This is a genomic window from Streptomyces sp. NPDC058646 (assembly GCF_042716875.1).
Lineage (GTDB): Bacteria > Actinomycetota > Actinomycetes > Streptomycetales > Streptomycetaceae > Streptomyces.
The window spans coordinates 20,572-35,652 of sequence record NZ_JBHXRK010000004.1; the positions used below are offsets into that span (position 1 = coordinate 20,572).

Annotated in this window: 18 protein-coding genes; 8 read left to right on the top strand and 10 right to left on the bottom strand. The window is 73.7% G+C overall.

What is annotated here, in order from left to right:
• Window positions 1-48: 48 nt before the first annotated feature.
• The 5 genes from ACFWUZ_RS06675 to ACFWUZ_RS06695 all read left to right on the top strand — a co-directional run bounded on the left by ACFWUZ_RS06675 (window position 49) and on the right by ACFWUZ_RS06695 (window position 3,572).
• Window positions 49-498 carry a hypothetical protein gene (locus ACFWUZ_RS06675; RefSeq protein ID WP_384368155.1) on the top strand — a complete coding sequence of 150 codons (450 nt, stop codon included), beginning with the start codon at window positions 49-51 and terminating at the stop codon, window positions 496-498.
• A gap of 67 nt (window positions 499-565) precedes the next feature.
• Window positions 566-1,537, top strand: a complete 972-nt coding sequence (locus ACFWUZ_RS06680) for a DEDDh family exonuclease (protein WP_384368157.1) — start codon at window positions 566-568, stop codon at window positions 1,535-1,537.
• Between the two features lie 110 nt (window positions 1,538-1,647).
• Window positions 1,648-1,881 carry a hypothetical protein gene (locus ACFWUZ_RS06685; RefSeq protein ID WP_362302298.1) on the top strand — a complete coding sequence of 78 codons (234 nt, stop codon included), beginning with the start codon at window positions 1,648-1,650 and terminating at the stop codon, window positions 1,879-1,881.
• Between the two features lie 137 nt (window positions 1,882-2,018).
• Window positions 2,019-2,807: an SURF1 family protein gene (locus tag ACFWUZ_RS06690; protein ID WP_384368160.1), complete on the top strand. Its 789-nt coding sequence runs from the start codon at window positions 2,019-2,021 to the stop codon at window positions 2,805-2,807.
• Window positions 2,808-2,816: 9 nt separating this feature from the next.
• A complete protein-coding gene (locus ACFWUZ_RS06695) occupies window positions 2,817-3,572 on the top strand; it encodes an SDR family oxidoreductase (protein WP_384368163.1) in 756 nt (251 codons plus the stop codon).
• A gap of 22 nt (window positions 3,573-3,594) precedes the next feature.
• On the opposite strand, the gene amaP is transcribed toward ACFWUZ_RS06695, so the two are convergent.
• From amaP to ACFWUZ_RS06735, 8 genes are all read right to left on the bottom strand, one after another.
• Window positions 3,595-4,161, bottom strand: coding sequence for an alkaline shock response membrane anchor protein AmaP (gene amaP, locus ACFWUZ_RS06700; protein WP_384368166.1), 567 nt, complete (start codon window positions 4,159-4,161; stop codon window positions 3,595-3,597).
• A gap of 4 nt (window positions 4,162-4,165) precedes the next feature.
• Window positions 4,166-4,765 carry a DUF6286 domain-containing protein gene (locus ACFWUZ_RS06705; protein ID WP_384368169.1) on the bottom strand — a complete coding sequence of 200 codons (600 nt, stop codon included), beginning with the start codon at window positions 4,763-4,765 and terminating at the stop codon, window positions 4,166-4,168.
• Complete coding sequence (locus ACFWUZ_RS06710) at window positions 4,762-5,124, bottom strand: hypothetical protein (RefSeq protein ID WP_384368172.1); 363 nt, start codon at window positions 5,122-5,124, stop codon at window positions 4,762-4,764. The genes ACFWUZ_RS06705 and ACFWUZ_RS06710 overlap by 4 nt, the downstream gene beginning before the upstream one ends.
• Window positions 5,125-5,131: 7 nt before the next feature.
• Entirely contained in the window at window positions 5,132-5,332 is a 201-nt protein-coding gene (locus tag ACFWUZ_RS06715) for a hypothetical protein (protein WP_384368175.1), read from the bottom strand.
• Window positions 5,333-5,346: 14 nt separating this feature from the next.
• A complete protein-coding gene (locus ACFWUZ_RS06720) occupies window positions 5,347-5,778 on the bottom strand; it encodes an Asp23/Gls24 family envelope stress response protein (protein WP_384368178.1) in 432 nt (143 codons plus the stop codon).
• A 213-nt stretch (window positions 5,779-5,991) separates the two neighbouring features.
• Entirely contained in the window at window positions 5,992-6,771 is a 780-nt protein-coding gene (locus ACFWUZ_RS06725; RefSeq protein ID WP_384368181.1) for an enoyl-CoA hydratase/isomerase family protein, read from the bottom strand.
• Window positions 6,772-6,912: 141 nt separating this feature from the next.
• Window positions 6,913-7,134: a helix-turn-helix domain-containing protein gene (locus ACFWUZ_RS06730; protein ID WP_030010789.1), complete on the bottom strand. Its 222-nt coding sequence runs from the start codon at window positions 7,132-7,134 to the stop codon at window positions 6,913-6,915.
• 353 nt (window positions 7,135-7,487) lie between these two features.
• Entirely contained in the window at window positions 7,488-9,086 is a 1,599-nt protein-coding gene (locus ACFWUZ_RS06735; protein WP_384368184.1) for an ABC-F family ATP-binding cassette domain-containing protein, read from the bottom strand.
• Window positions 9,087-9,364: 278 nt separating this feature from the next.
• Here ACFWUZ_RS06735 and ACFWUZ_RS06740 point away from each other — a divergent pair, with 278 nt between their 5' ends.
• The gene (locus ACFWUZ_RS06740) at window positions 9,365-10,252 is read left to right on the top strand and encodes a neutral zinc metallopeptidase (RefSeq protein WP_384368187.1); all 888 of its coding nucleotides are present in this window, start codon (window positions 9,365-9,367) and stop codon (window positions 10,250-10,252) included.
• Window positions 10,253-10,312: 60 nt separating this feature from the next.
• Window positions 10,313-10,708, top strand: coding sequence for a VOC family protein (locus ACFWUZ_RS06745; protein WP_384368190.1), 396 nt, complete (start codon window positions 10,313-10,315; stop codon window positions 10,706-10,708).
• A gap of 102 nt (window positions 10,709-10,810) precedes the next feature.
• On the opposite strand, the gene ACFWUZ_RS06750 is transcribed toward ACFWUZ_RS06745, so the two are convergent.
• Both ACFWUZ_RS06750 and ACFWUZ_RS06755 read right to left on the bottom strand, forming a co-directional pair.
• Window positions 10,811-12,214, bottom strand: a complete 1,404-nt coding sequence (locus ACFWUZ_RS06750) for a hypothetical protein (RefSeq protein WP_384368193.1) — start codon at window positions 12,212-12,214, stop codon at window positions 10,811-10,813.
• A gap of 135 nt (window positions 12,215-12,349) precedes the next feature.
• Window positions 12,350-13,480, bottom strand: a complete 1,131-nt coding sequence (locus ACFWUZ_RS06755; RefSeq protein WP_384368195.1) for an alpha/beta hydrolase family protein — start codon at window positions 13,478-13,480, stop codon at window positions 12,350-12,352.
• 312 nt (window positions 13,481-13,792) lie between these two features.
• Here ACFWUZ_RS06755 and ACFWUZ_RS06760 point away from each other — a divergent pair, with 312 nt between their 5' ends.
• On the top strand, window positions 13,793-15,049 hold the full coding sequence (locus ACFWUZ_RS06760) for an anion permease (RefSeq protein WP_384368198.1): 1,257 nt from the start codon (window positions 13,793-13,795) through the stop codon (window positions 15,047-15,049).
• Window positions 15,050-15,081 lie beyond the last annotated feature (32 nt).

Consider the following 15,081-nt stretch of genomic DNA (forward strand, 5'->3'; position numbering starts at 1 on the left):
GGGCCCTCGCCGTAGTGGCCGAGCGCGGCCGAGGACCTTCCGCCACAGGTGGCCGAGGTGCTGGAGCGGCGGCTCCCGAAGGCCGGCCCGGGGCCCCTGCTGTGCGCGCCAGGGCGGCTGCGGATCCGCCATCTGCCGGGCACCCGCAGCGTGTTCTCCCCGCGCGGGGAGGTCACGCGGGCGGCGGCCAAGGCCCTGACCACCGTCCCCCAGGGCAGCTTCCGGGCGCTGCCCGACGGCGAGGTGCTGCGGATGTTCCCGCGGCCTTCGCCGGCCGGCCGGACTGCGCGACCCGGACGGCCTGCTCCCGTCGGCGCGGGTCGAGGCACTCGCGGCCACCGCGGCCTCGGGCAGATCGGCCTTCCTCGCGCCGGTGGACGGCGAGGTCGCCCCGGCCCCGGCGCGAGCGGCGCCGTATACCGCCCGCCGCCTGGGCCCGTTGACGGCTGCCGTACGGAACAGCTGGCGGCGGGCGACCTCGTCGCCGTCCTGGGCTGAGCTCCGCGGGGGGCCGTGAGGGCATCGGGGCCACGGCTGTCGGTGGGGGCCGATATCGTATGTGACCATGCTCTACGACCGTACGACCGCAGAGACGACGTGGCCGACCGCGTACCCACAGGGGTACGCGGTCGTCGACGTGGAGACCACCGGGCTCGCTCGCGACGACCGGATAGTCTCCGCCGCCGTCTACCGGCTGGACGCCCGGGGCAACGTGGAGGACCACTGGTACAGCCTGGTCAACCCGCAGCGGGACCCGGGCCCGGTGTGGATCCACGGTCTGACGAGCGAGGTGCTCCAGGACGCGCCGCTCTTCAAGGACATCGCCGAGGAGTTCGCCGGCCGGCTCGCGGACCGGGTCCTGGTCGCGCACAACGCCATCTTCGACTGGCAGATGATCGCCAGGGAGTACGCGCGGGCCGCCGAGACCGCCCCGGTCCGTCAGCGGCTGTGCACCATCGCCCTGTCGAAGGAACTGAACCTGCCGCTGCCCAACCACAAGCTGGAGTCGCTCGCCGCGCACTTCGGCGTGGTCCAGCAGCGCGCCCACCACGCGCTCGACGACGCCCGGGTGCTGGCCGAGGCCTTCCGTCCGTCGCTGCACGCGGCCGCGCGGGACGGCGTACGGCTGCCGCTGCTGGAGTGCCGGCCGCTGACGGAGTGGTCGGACTCGCCCGTCAGCCCGCGCATCGGCCAGCAGGCCTCGTACCGGGGCGGCAGCTGGCGGCCCTCCCGCAGGCGGCCGCCGTGCCCGCACCCGAACCCGGGGCGGTTCGAGGACGGCAAGCCGCTGAAGCAGGGCATGCGCATCGCCTTCTCCGGTGACACCTCGGTCGACCGGGAACTGCTGGAGGACCGCGCGGTGGAGGCGGGCCTGCACGTCGCGACGAGTGTGTCGCGGCTCACCAGCCTCCTCGTGACGAACGACCCCGACTCGGCGACCTCGAAGACGGTCAAGGCGAAGGCCTTCGGCACGCCGGTCGTCGACGAGGCGGCCTTCACCCAGCTGTTGCGGGACGTGGCGGCGGCCGGGGAGTAGGGCGGCCGCAGCGGTGCGCGGCTGCGCGCGTTGCGCCGCCCGGGTGCAGGCGCCGCGACTCACCCCGCTGGATCTTGTTCCGGTCCGCCGCGGTGCGCAGCATGCCGCGCATGGCACGTTGTGAGGTCTGCGGAAACGATTACGGCATGTCCTTCGAGGTGCACGCGCAGGGCGCCGTGCACGTCTTCGACTGCTTCTCCTGCGCCATCCACCGCATGGCGCCCATCTGCGAGCACTGCCGCGTCCAGATCATCGGACAGGGCGTCGAGGTCGAGGGGCAGTGGTTCTGCGGGGCGCACTGCGCCCGGGCGGAGGGGAAGGTGGGCGTCAAGGACCACGTCTGACCGCGGCCGCGGCCACGGCCGGCCCTCCCGGGCTCCCGGTGTCCCGAACGGACGCCCCGTGCCCGGTCCCGTCCACCACGACCCCGGACGGCCACCCGGCCGCCGGGGTCGGTTCGGCTGGGGGTACCGTCGTGGGCGTGTACCGCTTTGTACTGACCCGGCAGTGGGTGTGCCTCACCCTCGTCGCCCTCGCCCTCATCCCCGCGATGATCAAGCTGGGGTTCTGGCAGTTCCACCGCCACGAGCACCGGGTCGCGCAGAACGAGCTGATCGAGAAGAACCTGCGGGCTCAGCCCGTCCCCCTGACGGAGGTCACCTCCCCCGGCCATGTGGTCCCGCGTGCCGACTACTGGCGCGCCGTCACCGCGACCGGCACGTACGACTCCGCGCACGAGGTCGTCGTACGGATGCGGACCTCGGGCGACGACAAGGTCGGCTTCCACGTCGTGACCCCGCTCCTGCTCACCGACGGCCGGGCCGTGCTCGTCAACCGCGGCTGGGTACCGGGCGGCGGCGACCCCCGCGCGTACCCGCCGGTGCCGGCCGCCCCCTCGGGCGAGGTCACGGTCACCGGGCGGCTGAAGGCCGACGAGACCAGCGGCGGCAGCGGCATCAAGGACCGCAAGGGCCTGCCGGACCGCCAGGTGATGCTGATCAACAGCGGGCAGCAGGCACAGTCCCTGGGCCGGCCCGTGCTCGGCGGCTACCTGGAACTCACCGCCCCGGTCCCGTCGGACGGGGGACCCGAGCCGGTCCCCGAGGCCGACCACGACTCGATCGGCGCGCACATGGCGTACGCCGTCCAGTGGTGGCTCTTCGCGTCCGCGGTGCCGGTGGGCTGGATCGTGCTCGTCCGCCGGGAGAAGCGGGACCGTGAGGAGGCCGCGGCCGCATCCGCCGCACGTGAGCCCGCGACAGCGGCGTAACGTGTCGGCATGGATCTTGGACTGAAGGACCGTGTCTACGTCGTCACCGGGGCCACGCGCGGCCTCGGGTTCGCCGCCGCCCGTGAACTGACCGCCGACGGCGCGAAGGTCGTCGTGACGGGCCGGGACGGGAAGCGCGCGGCGGATGCCGCTGCCTCCCTCGGCCCCCATGCGGTGGGCGTGGCCGCCGACAACGCCGATCCGGCCGCGGCCGGAGCGCTCCTGGCCACCGCCCGCGAACGGTTCGGGCGCCTGGACGGCATCCTCATCAGCGTCGGCGGCCCCCCGCCGGGCGTGGCCGCGGACAACACCGACGAGCAGTGGACGGCGGCCTTCGAGTCCGTCTTCCTGGGTGCGGTCCGGCTGGCCCGCGCGGCGGCGGCCGAGCTGGGTGAGGGCGGGGTCATCGGCTTCGTCCTGTCCGGCTCGGTCCACGAGCCGATTCCAGGCCTGACCGTCTCCAACGGCCTGCGCCCGGGCCTCGCGGGCTTCGCGAAGTCCCTCTCGGTGGACCTCGGCCCGCGCGGGATCCGGGTCGTGGGCCTCCTCCCGGCACGCATCGACACCGACCGCGTCCGCGAGCTCGACGCGCTGTCCGGGGACGCGGCGGCCTCCCGGGCCGGGAACGAGTCCCGCATCCCGCTGCGGCGCTACGGCACGCCCGAGGAGTTCGGCCGCACGGCGGCCTTCCTGCTCTCGCCGGCGGCCTCGTACCTGACGGGCGTCATGCTCCCGGTCGACGGCGGTTTCCGGCGCGGCTTCTGAGGCGCCGTCCTTCCCGCCCGGCTCAGGTCACCCGCCGGGCCCGGTGGGACGTGACCCGCAGGCGGGCCTCCGCGGGCAGTGCGGGGAGGCCCGCCGAGCTGCGGGCGTGGGTGAGGACCGGGCCCGCCAGCCCGGCCAGGGCGTCGGCCGGCACGGCGTACGGTTCCAGCTCCAGCGTGATACGCAGCGCGGGCGCGCCCCGGGTGCCGCGCAGGACGACCCGGCAGCCGGCCACCCCGTCCAGGGCTTCGGCTTCCGCGGCCACCGCCTCCTCCAGGGCCCGCCCGCGCAGCAGGGCGAAGGCGCCGTCCCCGGTGTCCACGGCCACCGAGGCGGGCCTCGGCCGCCTCAGCTGGGCCACGAACCACCACAGGGCCAGCAGGACGGCCAGCGCGAGGCCGGCGCACAGGGCCCACCACCACCAGCCGTCGGCGTGCCAGGAGCGGCTCCGGGTCTGCGCCGTCAGCAGCGGTTCGTGCCGGCCGCCCAGCGGCCAGGACGCGGTGAGCACGGCCATCCCGGTCGCCAGCAGGGCGAGGCCCGTCAGCGCCAGCAGGATCCGGTTCACCGCTCCGAGCGTTCCCGTCACCGCGTCATCCCTTCGCCACGGCGGCCCGGCCGACCCGTACGCGGGGTCGCGGCGGGTGGGCGAGGCCCAGCTCCCCGACGGCGACCGCGAGCACCGCCTCCAGGTCGGCCCGTACGTCGTCCAGTTCGCGGAAGTGCGAGGTGGCCCGTACCCCGATGCGGGTCCGGCCCACTTCGACCCGTACCGACCGCACCCCCGCCACCTCCATGGCCCGGTCCCGCAGCACCTGCGCGGCCGCCTTCCGTCCGAGCCCGGCCCGCAGGTCCGCGTCCCGGTCCGGGGGCGGCCGCATGGGCAGGACCTGGCGGAGCCCCGGGGTGAGGGCCAGCAGCAGGAGCAGTGCCCCGGCGGCCACGAGGAGTCCGCCGCCGGTCAGCACCGCCGGGTCGGCCGGGGTGAGGCGGTCCAGCTGCCGGGCGAGTTCGCGGCGCCAGTACGTGCCGGGGCGGCCGGCCCGTACGGCGGCCAGCTCGTAGAGGGCCAGGCCCGCCGCCGCCAGGACGAGGAGGGCGGTGAGCGCGGCCGGGATCCGGCGGGCGGAGCGGAACCGGCGCACGGGCCGCGCCGGGGCCTGCGGCCCACCCGGGGCGGCGGGGGCGGTCACCGCAGCCGCCGGTCCTGCCCGGCGGCGGGCCGCGCGGGCGGGGCGTGCAGGTGCTCGATCTCGATGTCCACCTCGGGCACGGCCATGGACGCGCACTCCTCGATGCGCCGGGCGACCTCGCGGCGTACGGCCGCGCACTGGGCGGCCAGGTCGGAGGGGTAGGCGAGTTCCAGGCCGATCCGTACCCGTGCGATGTCGTGGTGCACGGTGACGGTGGCGTACGGGGCCGCGCCGGGCCCGGTGGTCAGCGCCTCCCGGGCGGCCTGGGCCGCGATCCTGGCCACGACGCGGTCGGCGATGCGGGTGGCCCCCCGGTCTGCGGCGGGCACCTTGGGCGGTGAGGGCCGGGGCGTGGTCACCGGGGCCTCACCGGCGCCGGTCGTCGCGGTCGCCCCGGTCACGCGGCCGGAACAGGTCGCCGGGTTCCAGGTCCCCGTCGAGGAACCGGCCGACGACGAAGCCGACGGCGCCGAGGGCCGCCACCAGCAGGAAGGCCCCGAAGCCGCCGAAGTACCCGGCGAACCCCAGTGCCATGCCGGCCAACAGGCCGACGGCCGCCATGCTCATCGGGCTCCTCCCGGTCACTGGAGCCGGGACTCCGGCTCCTCGTCCTCCTCGTCGGGCAGCTTCACGTCGCTGACCGCGATGTTGACCTCGACGACCTCCAGGCCGGTCATCCGTTCCACGGCCGAGACGACGTTCTCACGGACCGCCCGGGCCACCTCGCGGATCGACACGCCGTAGTGGACGACGATCTCCAGGTCGAGGGCCGTCTGGACCTCGCCGACCTCAGCCTTCACCCCGCGGCTGACGGCCGGCCGCTGGGCCCCGGGGACCCGGTCGCGCACGGCTCCGAAGGTGCGGGCGAGGCCGCTGCCGCTGCCCATGGCGTGCACGCCCACGACCTCGCGGGCGGCCAGTCCGGCGATCTTCTCGACCACCCCGTCGGCGATGGTCGTACGGCCCCGGTCGGCGGGGGACTTCGCCCCGCCTCCTGCTGCGGATTCGGTCATCGCTCGTCCTTCAGGATCGAGGGCCTGGGAACGTCCGCGCGGCGTGCGGACTCCCGACCCACGGTAAGCGGGCACCCCCGTCGCCGCCCGGAGACCGGGCCGGACGGCCGGATCCGCCTCCGCTTCCTGCCCCGATCCGGCCCGGGCATGCCGCCGCCCCGCGTCCGGCGGGGGAAGCGGGGCGGGAGCGGGGGCGCGCGGGGGCGCGCCGCGTCAGTCGGAGAGGCCCGCCAGGTCGCGCAGGCGCCGGGCCTGGGCCGCGCGCTCGGCGGTGCGCTGGTCCTCGTACGACCGGGAAGCCGCACCGCGCAGCAGTGCCTTGGTCTCGGTCACCGCGTCGCGCGGCGGGGCCAGCAGGGCGGTGGCGAGGTCCTGGACGGCGGCGTCGAGCTCGTCCGCCGGCACCACGAGGTTGGCGAGGCCGACGCGCTCGGCCTCCTCGGCGTGCACGAAGCGGCCCGTCGCGCAGATCTCCAGCGCGCGGGCATAGCCGACCAGGGAGGTCAGGGGCTGGGTGCCGGTCAGGTCGGGGACCAGGCCCAGGGTGGTCTCGCGCATGGCGAACTGCACGTCGTCCGCGACCACGCGCAGGTCGCAGGCGAGCGCGAGCTGGAATCCCGCGCCGATCGCGTGCCCCTGCACGGCGGCGACGGAGATGACGTCGTTGCGCCGCCACCAGGTGAAGGCCTCCTGGTACTCGGCGATGGTGGAGTCGAGCAGCTCGTCCGAACCGCGCGCCAGGTCGAGGAAGGACGGCTCGCCCTCGAAGCCCTCGGGGGTGAATGCCTGCCGGTCCAGCCCCGCGGAGAAGGACTTGCCCTCGCCACGCAGCACGACGACCCGGACGGTGCCCGGCAACAACCTTCCGGCCTCCGCCAAAGCCCGCCAGAGCGCAGGGGATTGAGCGTTTCGCTTGGCCGGATTGGTCAGTGTCACCGTGGCGAGCGTGTCGTCCACGATGAGCCGTACGCCGTCCTTGTCGAGCAGAGCCATCTGTATGCCTCCGGTGTGCAGTCGGCCGCGGACTCGGCCTAAGTGACTGCACAGTAACCACCCGGTCGGCCGCGCAGCCGGCCGGGGGTCACCGAAGGAACCGTTGGGACAGGTGAAGCCATTGGAACGGTTGGACCAGGATCAGGCCGTAGCCGCCTTCTTGCCGCGCGTCGCGCCACCGCGGCCGCGCAGCGAAACCCCGGACTCACTGAGCATCCGGTGGACGAATCCGTAGGACCGGCCGGTCTCTTCGGCCAGCGCCCGGATACTCGCACCGGAGTCGTACTTCTTCTTCAGGTCTGCCGCGAGCTTGTCGCGCGCGGCGCCGGTCACCCGGCTGCCCTTCTTCAGAGTCTCGGCCACCCGTGCCTCCTCATGGGAAGTGCGCTCTGGACTTCTCATGATCACCCCTCCCACGCTTCCTGGCCACCCATTCAGCAAGGTCGGTGCAACGGCATTTCTCACCCAGTGGACGCACGAGCAGAACGGAATCTCCTCTTCCGCTGCATGACCTCCGTCACACTCCTCCACTCGCGCCGGGAATCCCCAGGTCAGGAGCCGGGCGCCGGAAACGGAGCGGCCCCGGCGGAACGCCCTCGCGGGCGCGGCCGGGGCCGTCGTACAGCGTGCAACGGTACGAGACCGTCTCACTCAGATGATGGATCACGTCTGAGCCGAATGATCCATAAGGAACTGGATCACCTCGCGTGGAGGGGTCAGGCGAGCGCGACCAGGTCCCGGTAGTCCGGGCCCCAGAGGTCCTCCACGCCGTCCGGCAGCAGGATGATCCGCTCGGGCTCCAGGGCCTCGACGGCACCCTCGTCGTGTGTGACGAGGATGACGGCGCCCTTGTAGGTGCGCAGCGCGCCCAGGATCTCCTCGCGGCTGGCCGGGTCGAGGTTGTTCGTGGGCTCGTCGAGCAGCAGCACGTTCGCCGAGGAGACGACCAGGGTGGCCAGGGCCAGACGGGTCTTCTCGCCGCCCGAGAGCACCCCGGCGGGCTTGTCCACGTCGTCCCCGGAGAACAGGAAGGAGCCGAGCGTCTTGCGTACGGCGACCAGGTCCAGGTCGGGCGCGGAGGAGCGCATGTTCTCCAGGACCGTGCGCTCCGGGTCCAGGGTCTCGTGCTCCTGGGCGTAGTACCCGAGCTTGAGTCCGTGGCCGGGGACGACCGTGCCGGTGTCGGGCTTCTCGGTGCCGGACAGCAGGCGCAGCAGGGTGGTCTTGCCGGCACCGTTGAGGCCGAGGATGACGACCCGGGAGCCCTTGTCGATGGCCAGGTCGACGTCGGTGAAGATCTCCAGCGAGCCGTAGGACTTCGACAGGCCCTCGGCGGTCAGCGGGGTCTTGCCGCAGGGCGCCGGGTCCGGGAAGCGCAGCTTGGCGACCTTGTCGGAGACGCGGACGGCCTCCAGGCCGGACAGCAGCCGCTCGGCGCGCTTGGCCATGTTCTGCGCGGCGACGGTCTTGGTCGCCTTGGCGCGCATCTTGTCGGCCTGGGAGTTCAGCGCCGCGGCCTTCTTCTCCGCGTTCTGCCGCTCGCGCTTGCGGCGCTTCTCGTCGGCCTCGCGCTGCTGCTGGTAGAGCTTCCAGCCCATGTTGTAGACGTCGATCTGGGCGCGGTTGGCGTCCAGGTAGAACACCTTGTTCACGACGGTCTCGACCAGGTCGACGTCGTGGGAGATCACGATGAAGCCGCCGCGGTAGTTCTTCAGGTAGTCCCGCAGCCAGACGATCGAGTCGGCGTCGAGGTGGTTGGTGGGCTCGTCGAGGAGCAGGGTGTCGGCGTCCGAGAAGAGGATCCGGGCCAGCTCGACGCGGCGGCGCTGACCACCGGAGAGGGTGTGCAGCGGCTGGCCGAGCACCCGGTCGGGCAGGCCGAGGGCGGCCGAGATCGTGGCGGCCTCCGCCTCGGCGGCGTACCCGCCCTTGGTCAGGAACTCCGTCTCCTGGCGCTCGTACTGCTTCATCGCCTTGTCGCGGGTGCCGCCGGAGCCGGTGGCGATGCGCTCCTCGTTGGCGCGCATCTTCTTGATCAGGACGTCGAGGCCGCGGGCGGACAGGATCCGGTCACGGGCCAGGACGTCGAGGTCGCCGGTGCGCGGGTCCTGCGGCAGGTAGCCGACCTCGCCCGAGCAGGCGATGGAGCCGGCGGCGGGCTGTCCTTCGCCCGCGAGGCACTTGGTGAGGGTGGTCTTGCCCGCTCCGTTGCGGCCGACCAGGCCGATGCGGTCGCCCTTGGCGACGCGGAAGGAGGCGGACTCGATGAGGACGCGGGCGCCGGCGCGCAGCTCGATGCCGGTGGCGGTGATCACGGAAATACTCCAGGGCGGTGGGGACGGCGGAAGGGGGGCAGGACGCGAAGCTTCGACGCCGCTAATCCGCGAGGAGATTTGCCATGACAGACATTCTACCGGGGGTGCGCAACTACTTTCCGGGCCGCCCGGGGCCCCGCGCCCCGCCCGCCGCATCCCCCGTACGGCCCAGCGGCCGCACCCCCGGGCCGGGGGGCGTAGAGGGGTGAATGGGTTGATACTCGCCGCATGGGCGGTCCACGTGGCTCCCGGCTTTCACGATCCGAGGGCGGTGCGGGATGCAGTTCGACGACAACGCCAATCTGGACACCTCCGAGGTCAAGGACGTGCGCGGGAGCCGGATCCCGGGCGGGAGGGCCACGGTCGGCGGCGGCATCATCGGCCTCATCGCGCTGGTCATGGGCCTGCTGTTCGGCGTGGGGCCGGAGCAGCTGGGCCTGTCGTCCGGGGACCAGGAGCCGGCGCCGTCCTCCTCGTCCGTGAACCAGGTCCAGCAGGCCTGCCGGACCGGGCAGGACGCGAACGCCCGGGAGGACTGCCGGCTGGTCGCCGTGGTCAACAGCACCCAGGACTTCTGGAGGCAGGAGTTCGCCCGGCGCGGGGGCCAGTACTCCCCCGCGTCGACGGTCTTCTTCACCGGCCGGGTGAACACCGCCTGCGGCGCGGCCACCGCGGCCGTGGGCCCCTTCTACTGCCCCGCCGACCGGCAGGTCTACCTGGATCTGGACTTCTTCGACGAGCTGCGGACGAAGTTCGGCGCGACCGGCGGCCCCTTCGCCCAGGCGTACGTCGTCGCCCACGAGTACGGGCACCACATCCAGAACCTGACGGGGACGCTCCAGCGCTCCCAGGACGGGCGCCAGGGTGCGGACAGCAATGCGGTCAAGGTCGAGCTCCAGGCCGACTGCTACGCGGGGGTGTGGGCGCACCACGCGACGAACACCCCGGACGAGGCGGGCCGGCCGCTGATCACCAGCCTGACCGACCAGGACATCAGGGACGGGCTGGACGCGGCGGCGGCGGTAGGCGACGACCGGATCCAGGAGAAGCTCCAGGCCCGGGTGACGCCGGAGGCCTGGACGCACGGGTCGGCCCAGCAGCGCCAGCAGTGGTTCCACCAGGGCTACCGCACCGGCGACATGGCCCAGTGCAACACCTTCCGCTGACGGTCGGCGGCGCCTGCCATGCTGTGACGCGGGTCACCGTCACGAGAGGGAGTGATCGTCATGGCAGGCGTTCCGTCCATCTGTCCCACGCTGGTCTACCGCGATGCGAAGGCGGCCATCAAACTGCTGACCGAGGCCTTCGGCTTCAGCCAGGTCGCCGTCTACGAGGGTGAGGACGGCTCCGTGGCACACGCGGAGCTGGCCTACGGCAACGGTGTGGTGATGCTGGGGAGCAAGGGCACCGGCGGGGTCTTCGACAAGGCCATGAGCGACGCGGGACCGTCGGGGGTGTACGTCGTCGTGGAGGACGTGGACGCCCATCACCGGCGGGCCGTGGAGCACGGGGTGGAGATCCTCATGGAGCCCACCGACCAGGACTACGGCTCACGGGACTACATGGCCCGGGACGGCGAGGGGAACATCTGGAGCTTCGGCACGTACGCACCGCAGGTCTAGACGGACGCACCGCGCGTCCGGCCGGCCCTGCCGGATCGAGGCGGAGGCGCCGCGGGGGCCCGTACGGCGTGCGTACGGGCCCCCGCGGAGGTGCGCCGGGCCTCAGACGCCGCCGGTGTGGACCTGGAACGCGGCCCGCCGGACGGCCTTGGCCAGGGCGGGGTCGGGGTGGGCAGCGGCCAGGGCGACCAGGACCTGCACGGTGCGCGGGTGTCCCACCGCCCGGACCTCGTCCAGCAGGCGGGGCACGGTGGTCCGTACGGCCGAGTCCAGGTGGCGGGCCAGCAGCTCGGCCTCGCCGTGGTCGGCGATGGCCGCAGCGGTGTCCACCCAGAGCCAGGTCGACTCCTCGGCGGTCAGCACGTCCTGCGCCTCGTCGGGGTCGACCCCGTCGTGCTCGGCGAGCCAGAGCAGGGCGTAGGGGCGCAGGGTGGGCTCGCGCACGGCGGCACGCACCTCGGGTTCGGCGGGGGCGCCGACCACGCGCAGCGCCTCGAAGGCCAGGCCGCGCAGCAGGGCGTCCTCGCCCCGGGCGGCGTGCAGCAGCTCGCTGACGGCGTGGCCGACGGGCCGGGCGGCGAGCCAGGCCCGGTATTCGGCGCGGGCCGGGCCGGGGGTGAGCCGGGCGCAGCCGTGCAGCATGGCGGCGGCCGACTGCTCGATGTTCCCGGCGGTGCTCTGCGCGGCGACGCAGATCTGTTCGAGCTTGACCCAGACGGCCCAGCTCCCCAGCGGGGTGAGGGCGGCCCGGGCGGGGCCGAGGGTGACGGCGTCCACGGCGGCGAGTCCGCCGAGGGCCCAGCGCAGCAGCCGGGCGAGGGGTACGGGGGGTGCGGCGGACGCCGGCTGAGGGGCGGCGTCGTAGGGGATCTCGCACCGCTCGTCGCGCAGCTCGGTGACCCGCTGCCCGAGCAGGTCGAGCAGGTCGGGGACGGTCACGGGGCCGGCCGACAGCTGGAGCAGGGAGAGGAGCTGGGGCATGGCCTCGACCACTTCGGCGACGGCCGAGGGGGCGATGTCGGCGGGGGCCGGGTGGACCAGCGACCAGGCGTCGAAGAGGGCGACCCAGCCGCGCAGGACGGCGGTGTCGTCGCGGTCCCAGGCGCGCAGCCGCCAGCCGGGCCGGGCGTGGCCGCCGTGCACCTCGACGAGTCCGGCGAGGCGGGCGCGGTCCCAGCCGACCCTGATCTGGCCGTGCGTCAGGTTCAGTTCCCCGGCGGCCCGTTCGACGTCCGCGGCGAGCAGGGCTCCCGTCGGTGCGGGCCGGCCCCCGTCCCCGGCGCCGAGGTTGCGCTCGGCCCAGCGGGTCAGGCGTACGGCGTCGGCGAGCGAGGCGCGGGCCCGGTTCGCGAGGTCGGCCGTGGCGGGCGTGCCGGCGGGGGGCCGCGGGGCCGGCCGGGTCCGCCGGTCGGTCACCGCCTTGCGGGCCGTGGCGACGGAACGCGGGGAGACGAGGCGGAGTCTGGAGTCGCGAGCCAACTGCTCATCAGGCTTTCGGGACGTCACGGAAGCAGTCTCGCCCGTCACTGGCCGAAAGCCCAAACGGAATCGGCCGTTTCCACGATCGGGCGGGGTCACAGACCCGGACAACCCGCCCGCCTGACCGCGGTCCGCCACACGGCCTTCACATGTGACGGCCCTTCACATGAGAGGAGTGAGGAACCGGCGCAGCGTTTCCTCGTACCGGGCCGGGTCCGCGTTCCACATCGCGCCGTGCCCGGCCTCGCGCACGGTGTGCAGGGTGACGAGGTCGGGGCGGGCCGCGACGAGCCGGCGGGAGGCGTCCCAGGGCGCGAGCGTGTCGTCCGGGCCGTGGAAGATCAGTACGGGTACCCGCAGGGCGCCCGGATCGGCTCCTGGTGCCCGCCGGTCGGCGCGCAGTCCGGCCCGGCCCTCGGCGGCCCGGACGGCCAGCGGCAGCACCGCGGCCGGGGTCCGGCGCGCCGCGGCGAGGCCGCGCAGGGTGGCGTGCCAGTCGAGCACGGGCGAGTCCAGGACCAGTCCGGCGATCCGCCCGGCGAGCGCCGAGCGTTCGGCGGCGTGCAGGGCCATGGTGGCGCCGGTGGACCAGCCGTGCAGGACCACGCGGCGGGCCCCGTAGCGCAGGGCGTAGCGGATGGCGGCGTCCAGGTCGCGCCACTCGGACTCGCCGAGGTGGCCGAGGCCGTCCGGGGAGGCGGGGGCGCCGAGATCGCCCCGGTAGGCCAGGTCGAGAACGGGCAGCCGGAGGCGGTGGAGGAAGGGCATGACCACCATCGGGTGCTCGCGGCTGCTGCCGAGCCCGTGCACGGTGATGACCCAGGTGTCCCGGGCGCCGGGGACGAACCAGGCCGGGAGGGCTCCGAGCTCCCCGGGCACGTCCACGTCGGCGTGGTCGAGGCCGAGGGCGGTGCGCGGATCGCCGAGGTGGACCTGGGGGGTGAGGGTGACCCGGGCGCCGGGGCGGAGAGTGCCGTGGGTGACGGCCAGGAGGCGCCGTACGACGGTGTCGGGGTCGTGCGGGGCGTCGGCGAGGACCGGGCCGACCACGGCGTGCACCCCGGGGGCGGCCAGTCCGTAGGTACCGGGGCGCAGGGAGGCCAGGGAGCGGGTCAGGGCGATCCGGCCGTCGCCGGCCGAGTGGACGCTGAGCCGGGTCCCGCCGGGCAGGGGACGGCCGGGTCGGGGCTGCAGGGCGGCGTCGGCGGCGTACCGGCCTGCCGCGACCGCGGCCGCGCCGGCACCCAGGAGGGCGGTGATGACGGCCGCTGCCGTCGCTGTGGCGGTACGCACCGCTCCAGTGTCGGGGCGCGCGACCCGGGGGGCCACCGGAGGAGATCGTTCCGTCGCGGGACGGCGACCGGAGTGATCCCCGTCTCTTTCGGGGTCGCGGAGGGCGGGGCGACGGGGCGGAGGTTCCGGCGCGGAAGGGTTCATTCACCCGGCTTTGACGTGCATTAATCGCTGGATCTGCGGCAGAATCGGGACAAAGATTCCGATTCCGCGGAAGGCCAGTACACCGTTCGGTCTGTGTCAGTTCATCTTCCGTTCATTCAGGTTGCCTACGGTCGCCGAGCCACTGACGTCAAACAGAAGCCTGGGTAAATGGAGCACATAACGCTTCTCCTCGGGATCGTGATCATCACCGCTCTCGTGTTCGACTTCACGAACGGTTTCCACGACACGGCCAACGCGATGGCCACCACCATCTCGACCGGCGCCCTCAAGCCCAAGACGGCGGTGGCCATGTCCGCCGTGCTCAACCTCGTCGGCGCGTTCATGTCCGTGGAGGTCGCCAAGACGATCTCCAAGGGCCTGGTCAACGAGGAAGGCATCCAGCCAGAGGTGATCTTCGCCGCCCTGGTCGGCGCGATCGTCTGGAACCTCGTCACCTGGCTGGTCGGCCTGCCCTCCAGCTCCTCGCACGCCCTGATGGGCGGTCTGATCGGTGCCGCGGTCGCCTCCGCCGGCATCGGCGCCGTCAACGGCAGCGTGGTCGTCACCAAGGTGCTGATCCCCGCGATCGCCGCCCCGCTCGTGGCCGGCCTGGCCGCGATGCTGGCCGCCAAGGTCACGTACAAGCTGGGCAACCAGGTCGGCGAGAAGACCTCGGCCAAGGGCTACCGCACCGGCCAGATCGCCTCGGCCGGTCTCGTCTCCCTGGCGCACGGCACCAACGACGCGCAGAAGACGATGGGCATCATCACCCTGGCGCTCGTCGCCGGCGGCGCCCTCTCCCCCGGCGCCAACCCGCCGGTCTGGGTCATCGTCTCCGCCGGCCTGGCCATCGCGATGGGCACCTACCTGGGCGGCTGGCGCATCATCCGCACCATGGGCAAGGGCCTGACCGACCTGCAGCCGCAGCAGGGCTTCGCCGCCCAGACCTCGGCCGCCAGCGTCATCCTGGCCTCCTCCTCCCTCGGCTTCTCCCTCTCCACCACCCACGCGTGCTCCGGCGCCGTCATGGGTGCGGGCCTGGGCCGCAAGGGCGGTGTGGTCCGCTGGTCCACCGCCACCCGCATGTTCATCGCCTGGGGCCTGACCCTGCCGGCCGCCGCTCTCGTCGCCGCGGGCGCCGAGCTGGTCATGCGCACCGGTGACATCGGCGTCGCCGCCGTCACGGTCTTCCTGGTCGGCTCCTGCCTGGCCATCTGGCTCATCTCCCGCCGCCAGGTCGTCGACCACACCAACGTCAACGAGATCGGGCAGGCCGGCGCCGAGGAAGCGGGCGTCGTCACCACGGCCATGGCCGCCGTCACCGTCCCGCCGACCGCGGCCGCCGCCGGTACCACCGCCGCGGTCACGGACGAGGACCTGAAGGCCACCATCCCGGCCCCGGCGGCTCCGGCCGCAGCGCTTTGACCGGGCCGACCCCGAGAACGACAGAGGTATCC

What these genes read in the sequence shown, in the direction of transcription:
- ACFWUZ_RS06680 (WP_384368157.1), top strand. Translation starts at nt 566, where the DNA reads ATGCTCTACGACCGTACGACCGCAGAGACGACGTGGCCGACCGCGTAC.
- ACFWUZ_RS06685 (WP_362302298.1), top strand. Translation starts at nt 1,648, where the DNA reads ATGGCACGTTGTGAGGTCTGCGGAAACGATTACGGCATGTCCTTCGAG.
- ACFWUZ_RS06695 (WP_384368163.1), top strand. Translation starts at nt 2,817, where the DNA reads ATGGATCTTGGACTGAAGGACCGTGTCTACGTCGTCACCGGGGCCACG.
- ACFWUZ_RS06715 (WP_384368175.1), bottom strand. Translation starts at nt 5,332, where the DNA reads ATGAGCATGGCGGCCGTCGGCCTGTTGGCCGGCATGGCACTGGGGTTC.
- ACFWUZ_RS06720 (WP_384368178.1), bottom strand. Translation starts at nt 5,778, where the DNA reads ATGACCGAATCCGCAGCAGGAGGCGGGGCGAAGTCCCCCGCCGACCGG.
- ACFWUZ_RS06725 (WP_384368181.1), bottom strand. Translation starts at nt 6,771, where the DNA reads ATGGCTCTGCTCGACAAGGACGGCGTACGGCTCATCGTGGACGACACG.
- ACFWUZ_RS06740 (WP_384368187.1), top strand. Translation starts at nt 9,365, where the DNA reads ATGCAGTTCGACGACAACGCCAATCTGGACACCTCCGAGGTCAAGGAC.
- ACFWUZ_RS06745 (WP_384368190.1), top strand. Translation starts at nt 10,313, where the DNA reads ATGGCAGGCGTTCCGTCCATCTGTCCCACGCTGGTCTACCGCGATGCG.
- ACFWUZ_RS06760 (WP_384368198.1), top strand. Translation starts at nt 13,793, where the DNA reads ATGGAGCACATAACGCTTCTCCTCGGGATCGTGATCATCACCGCTCTC.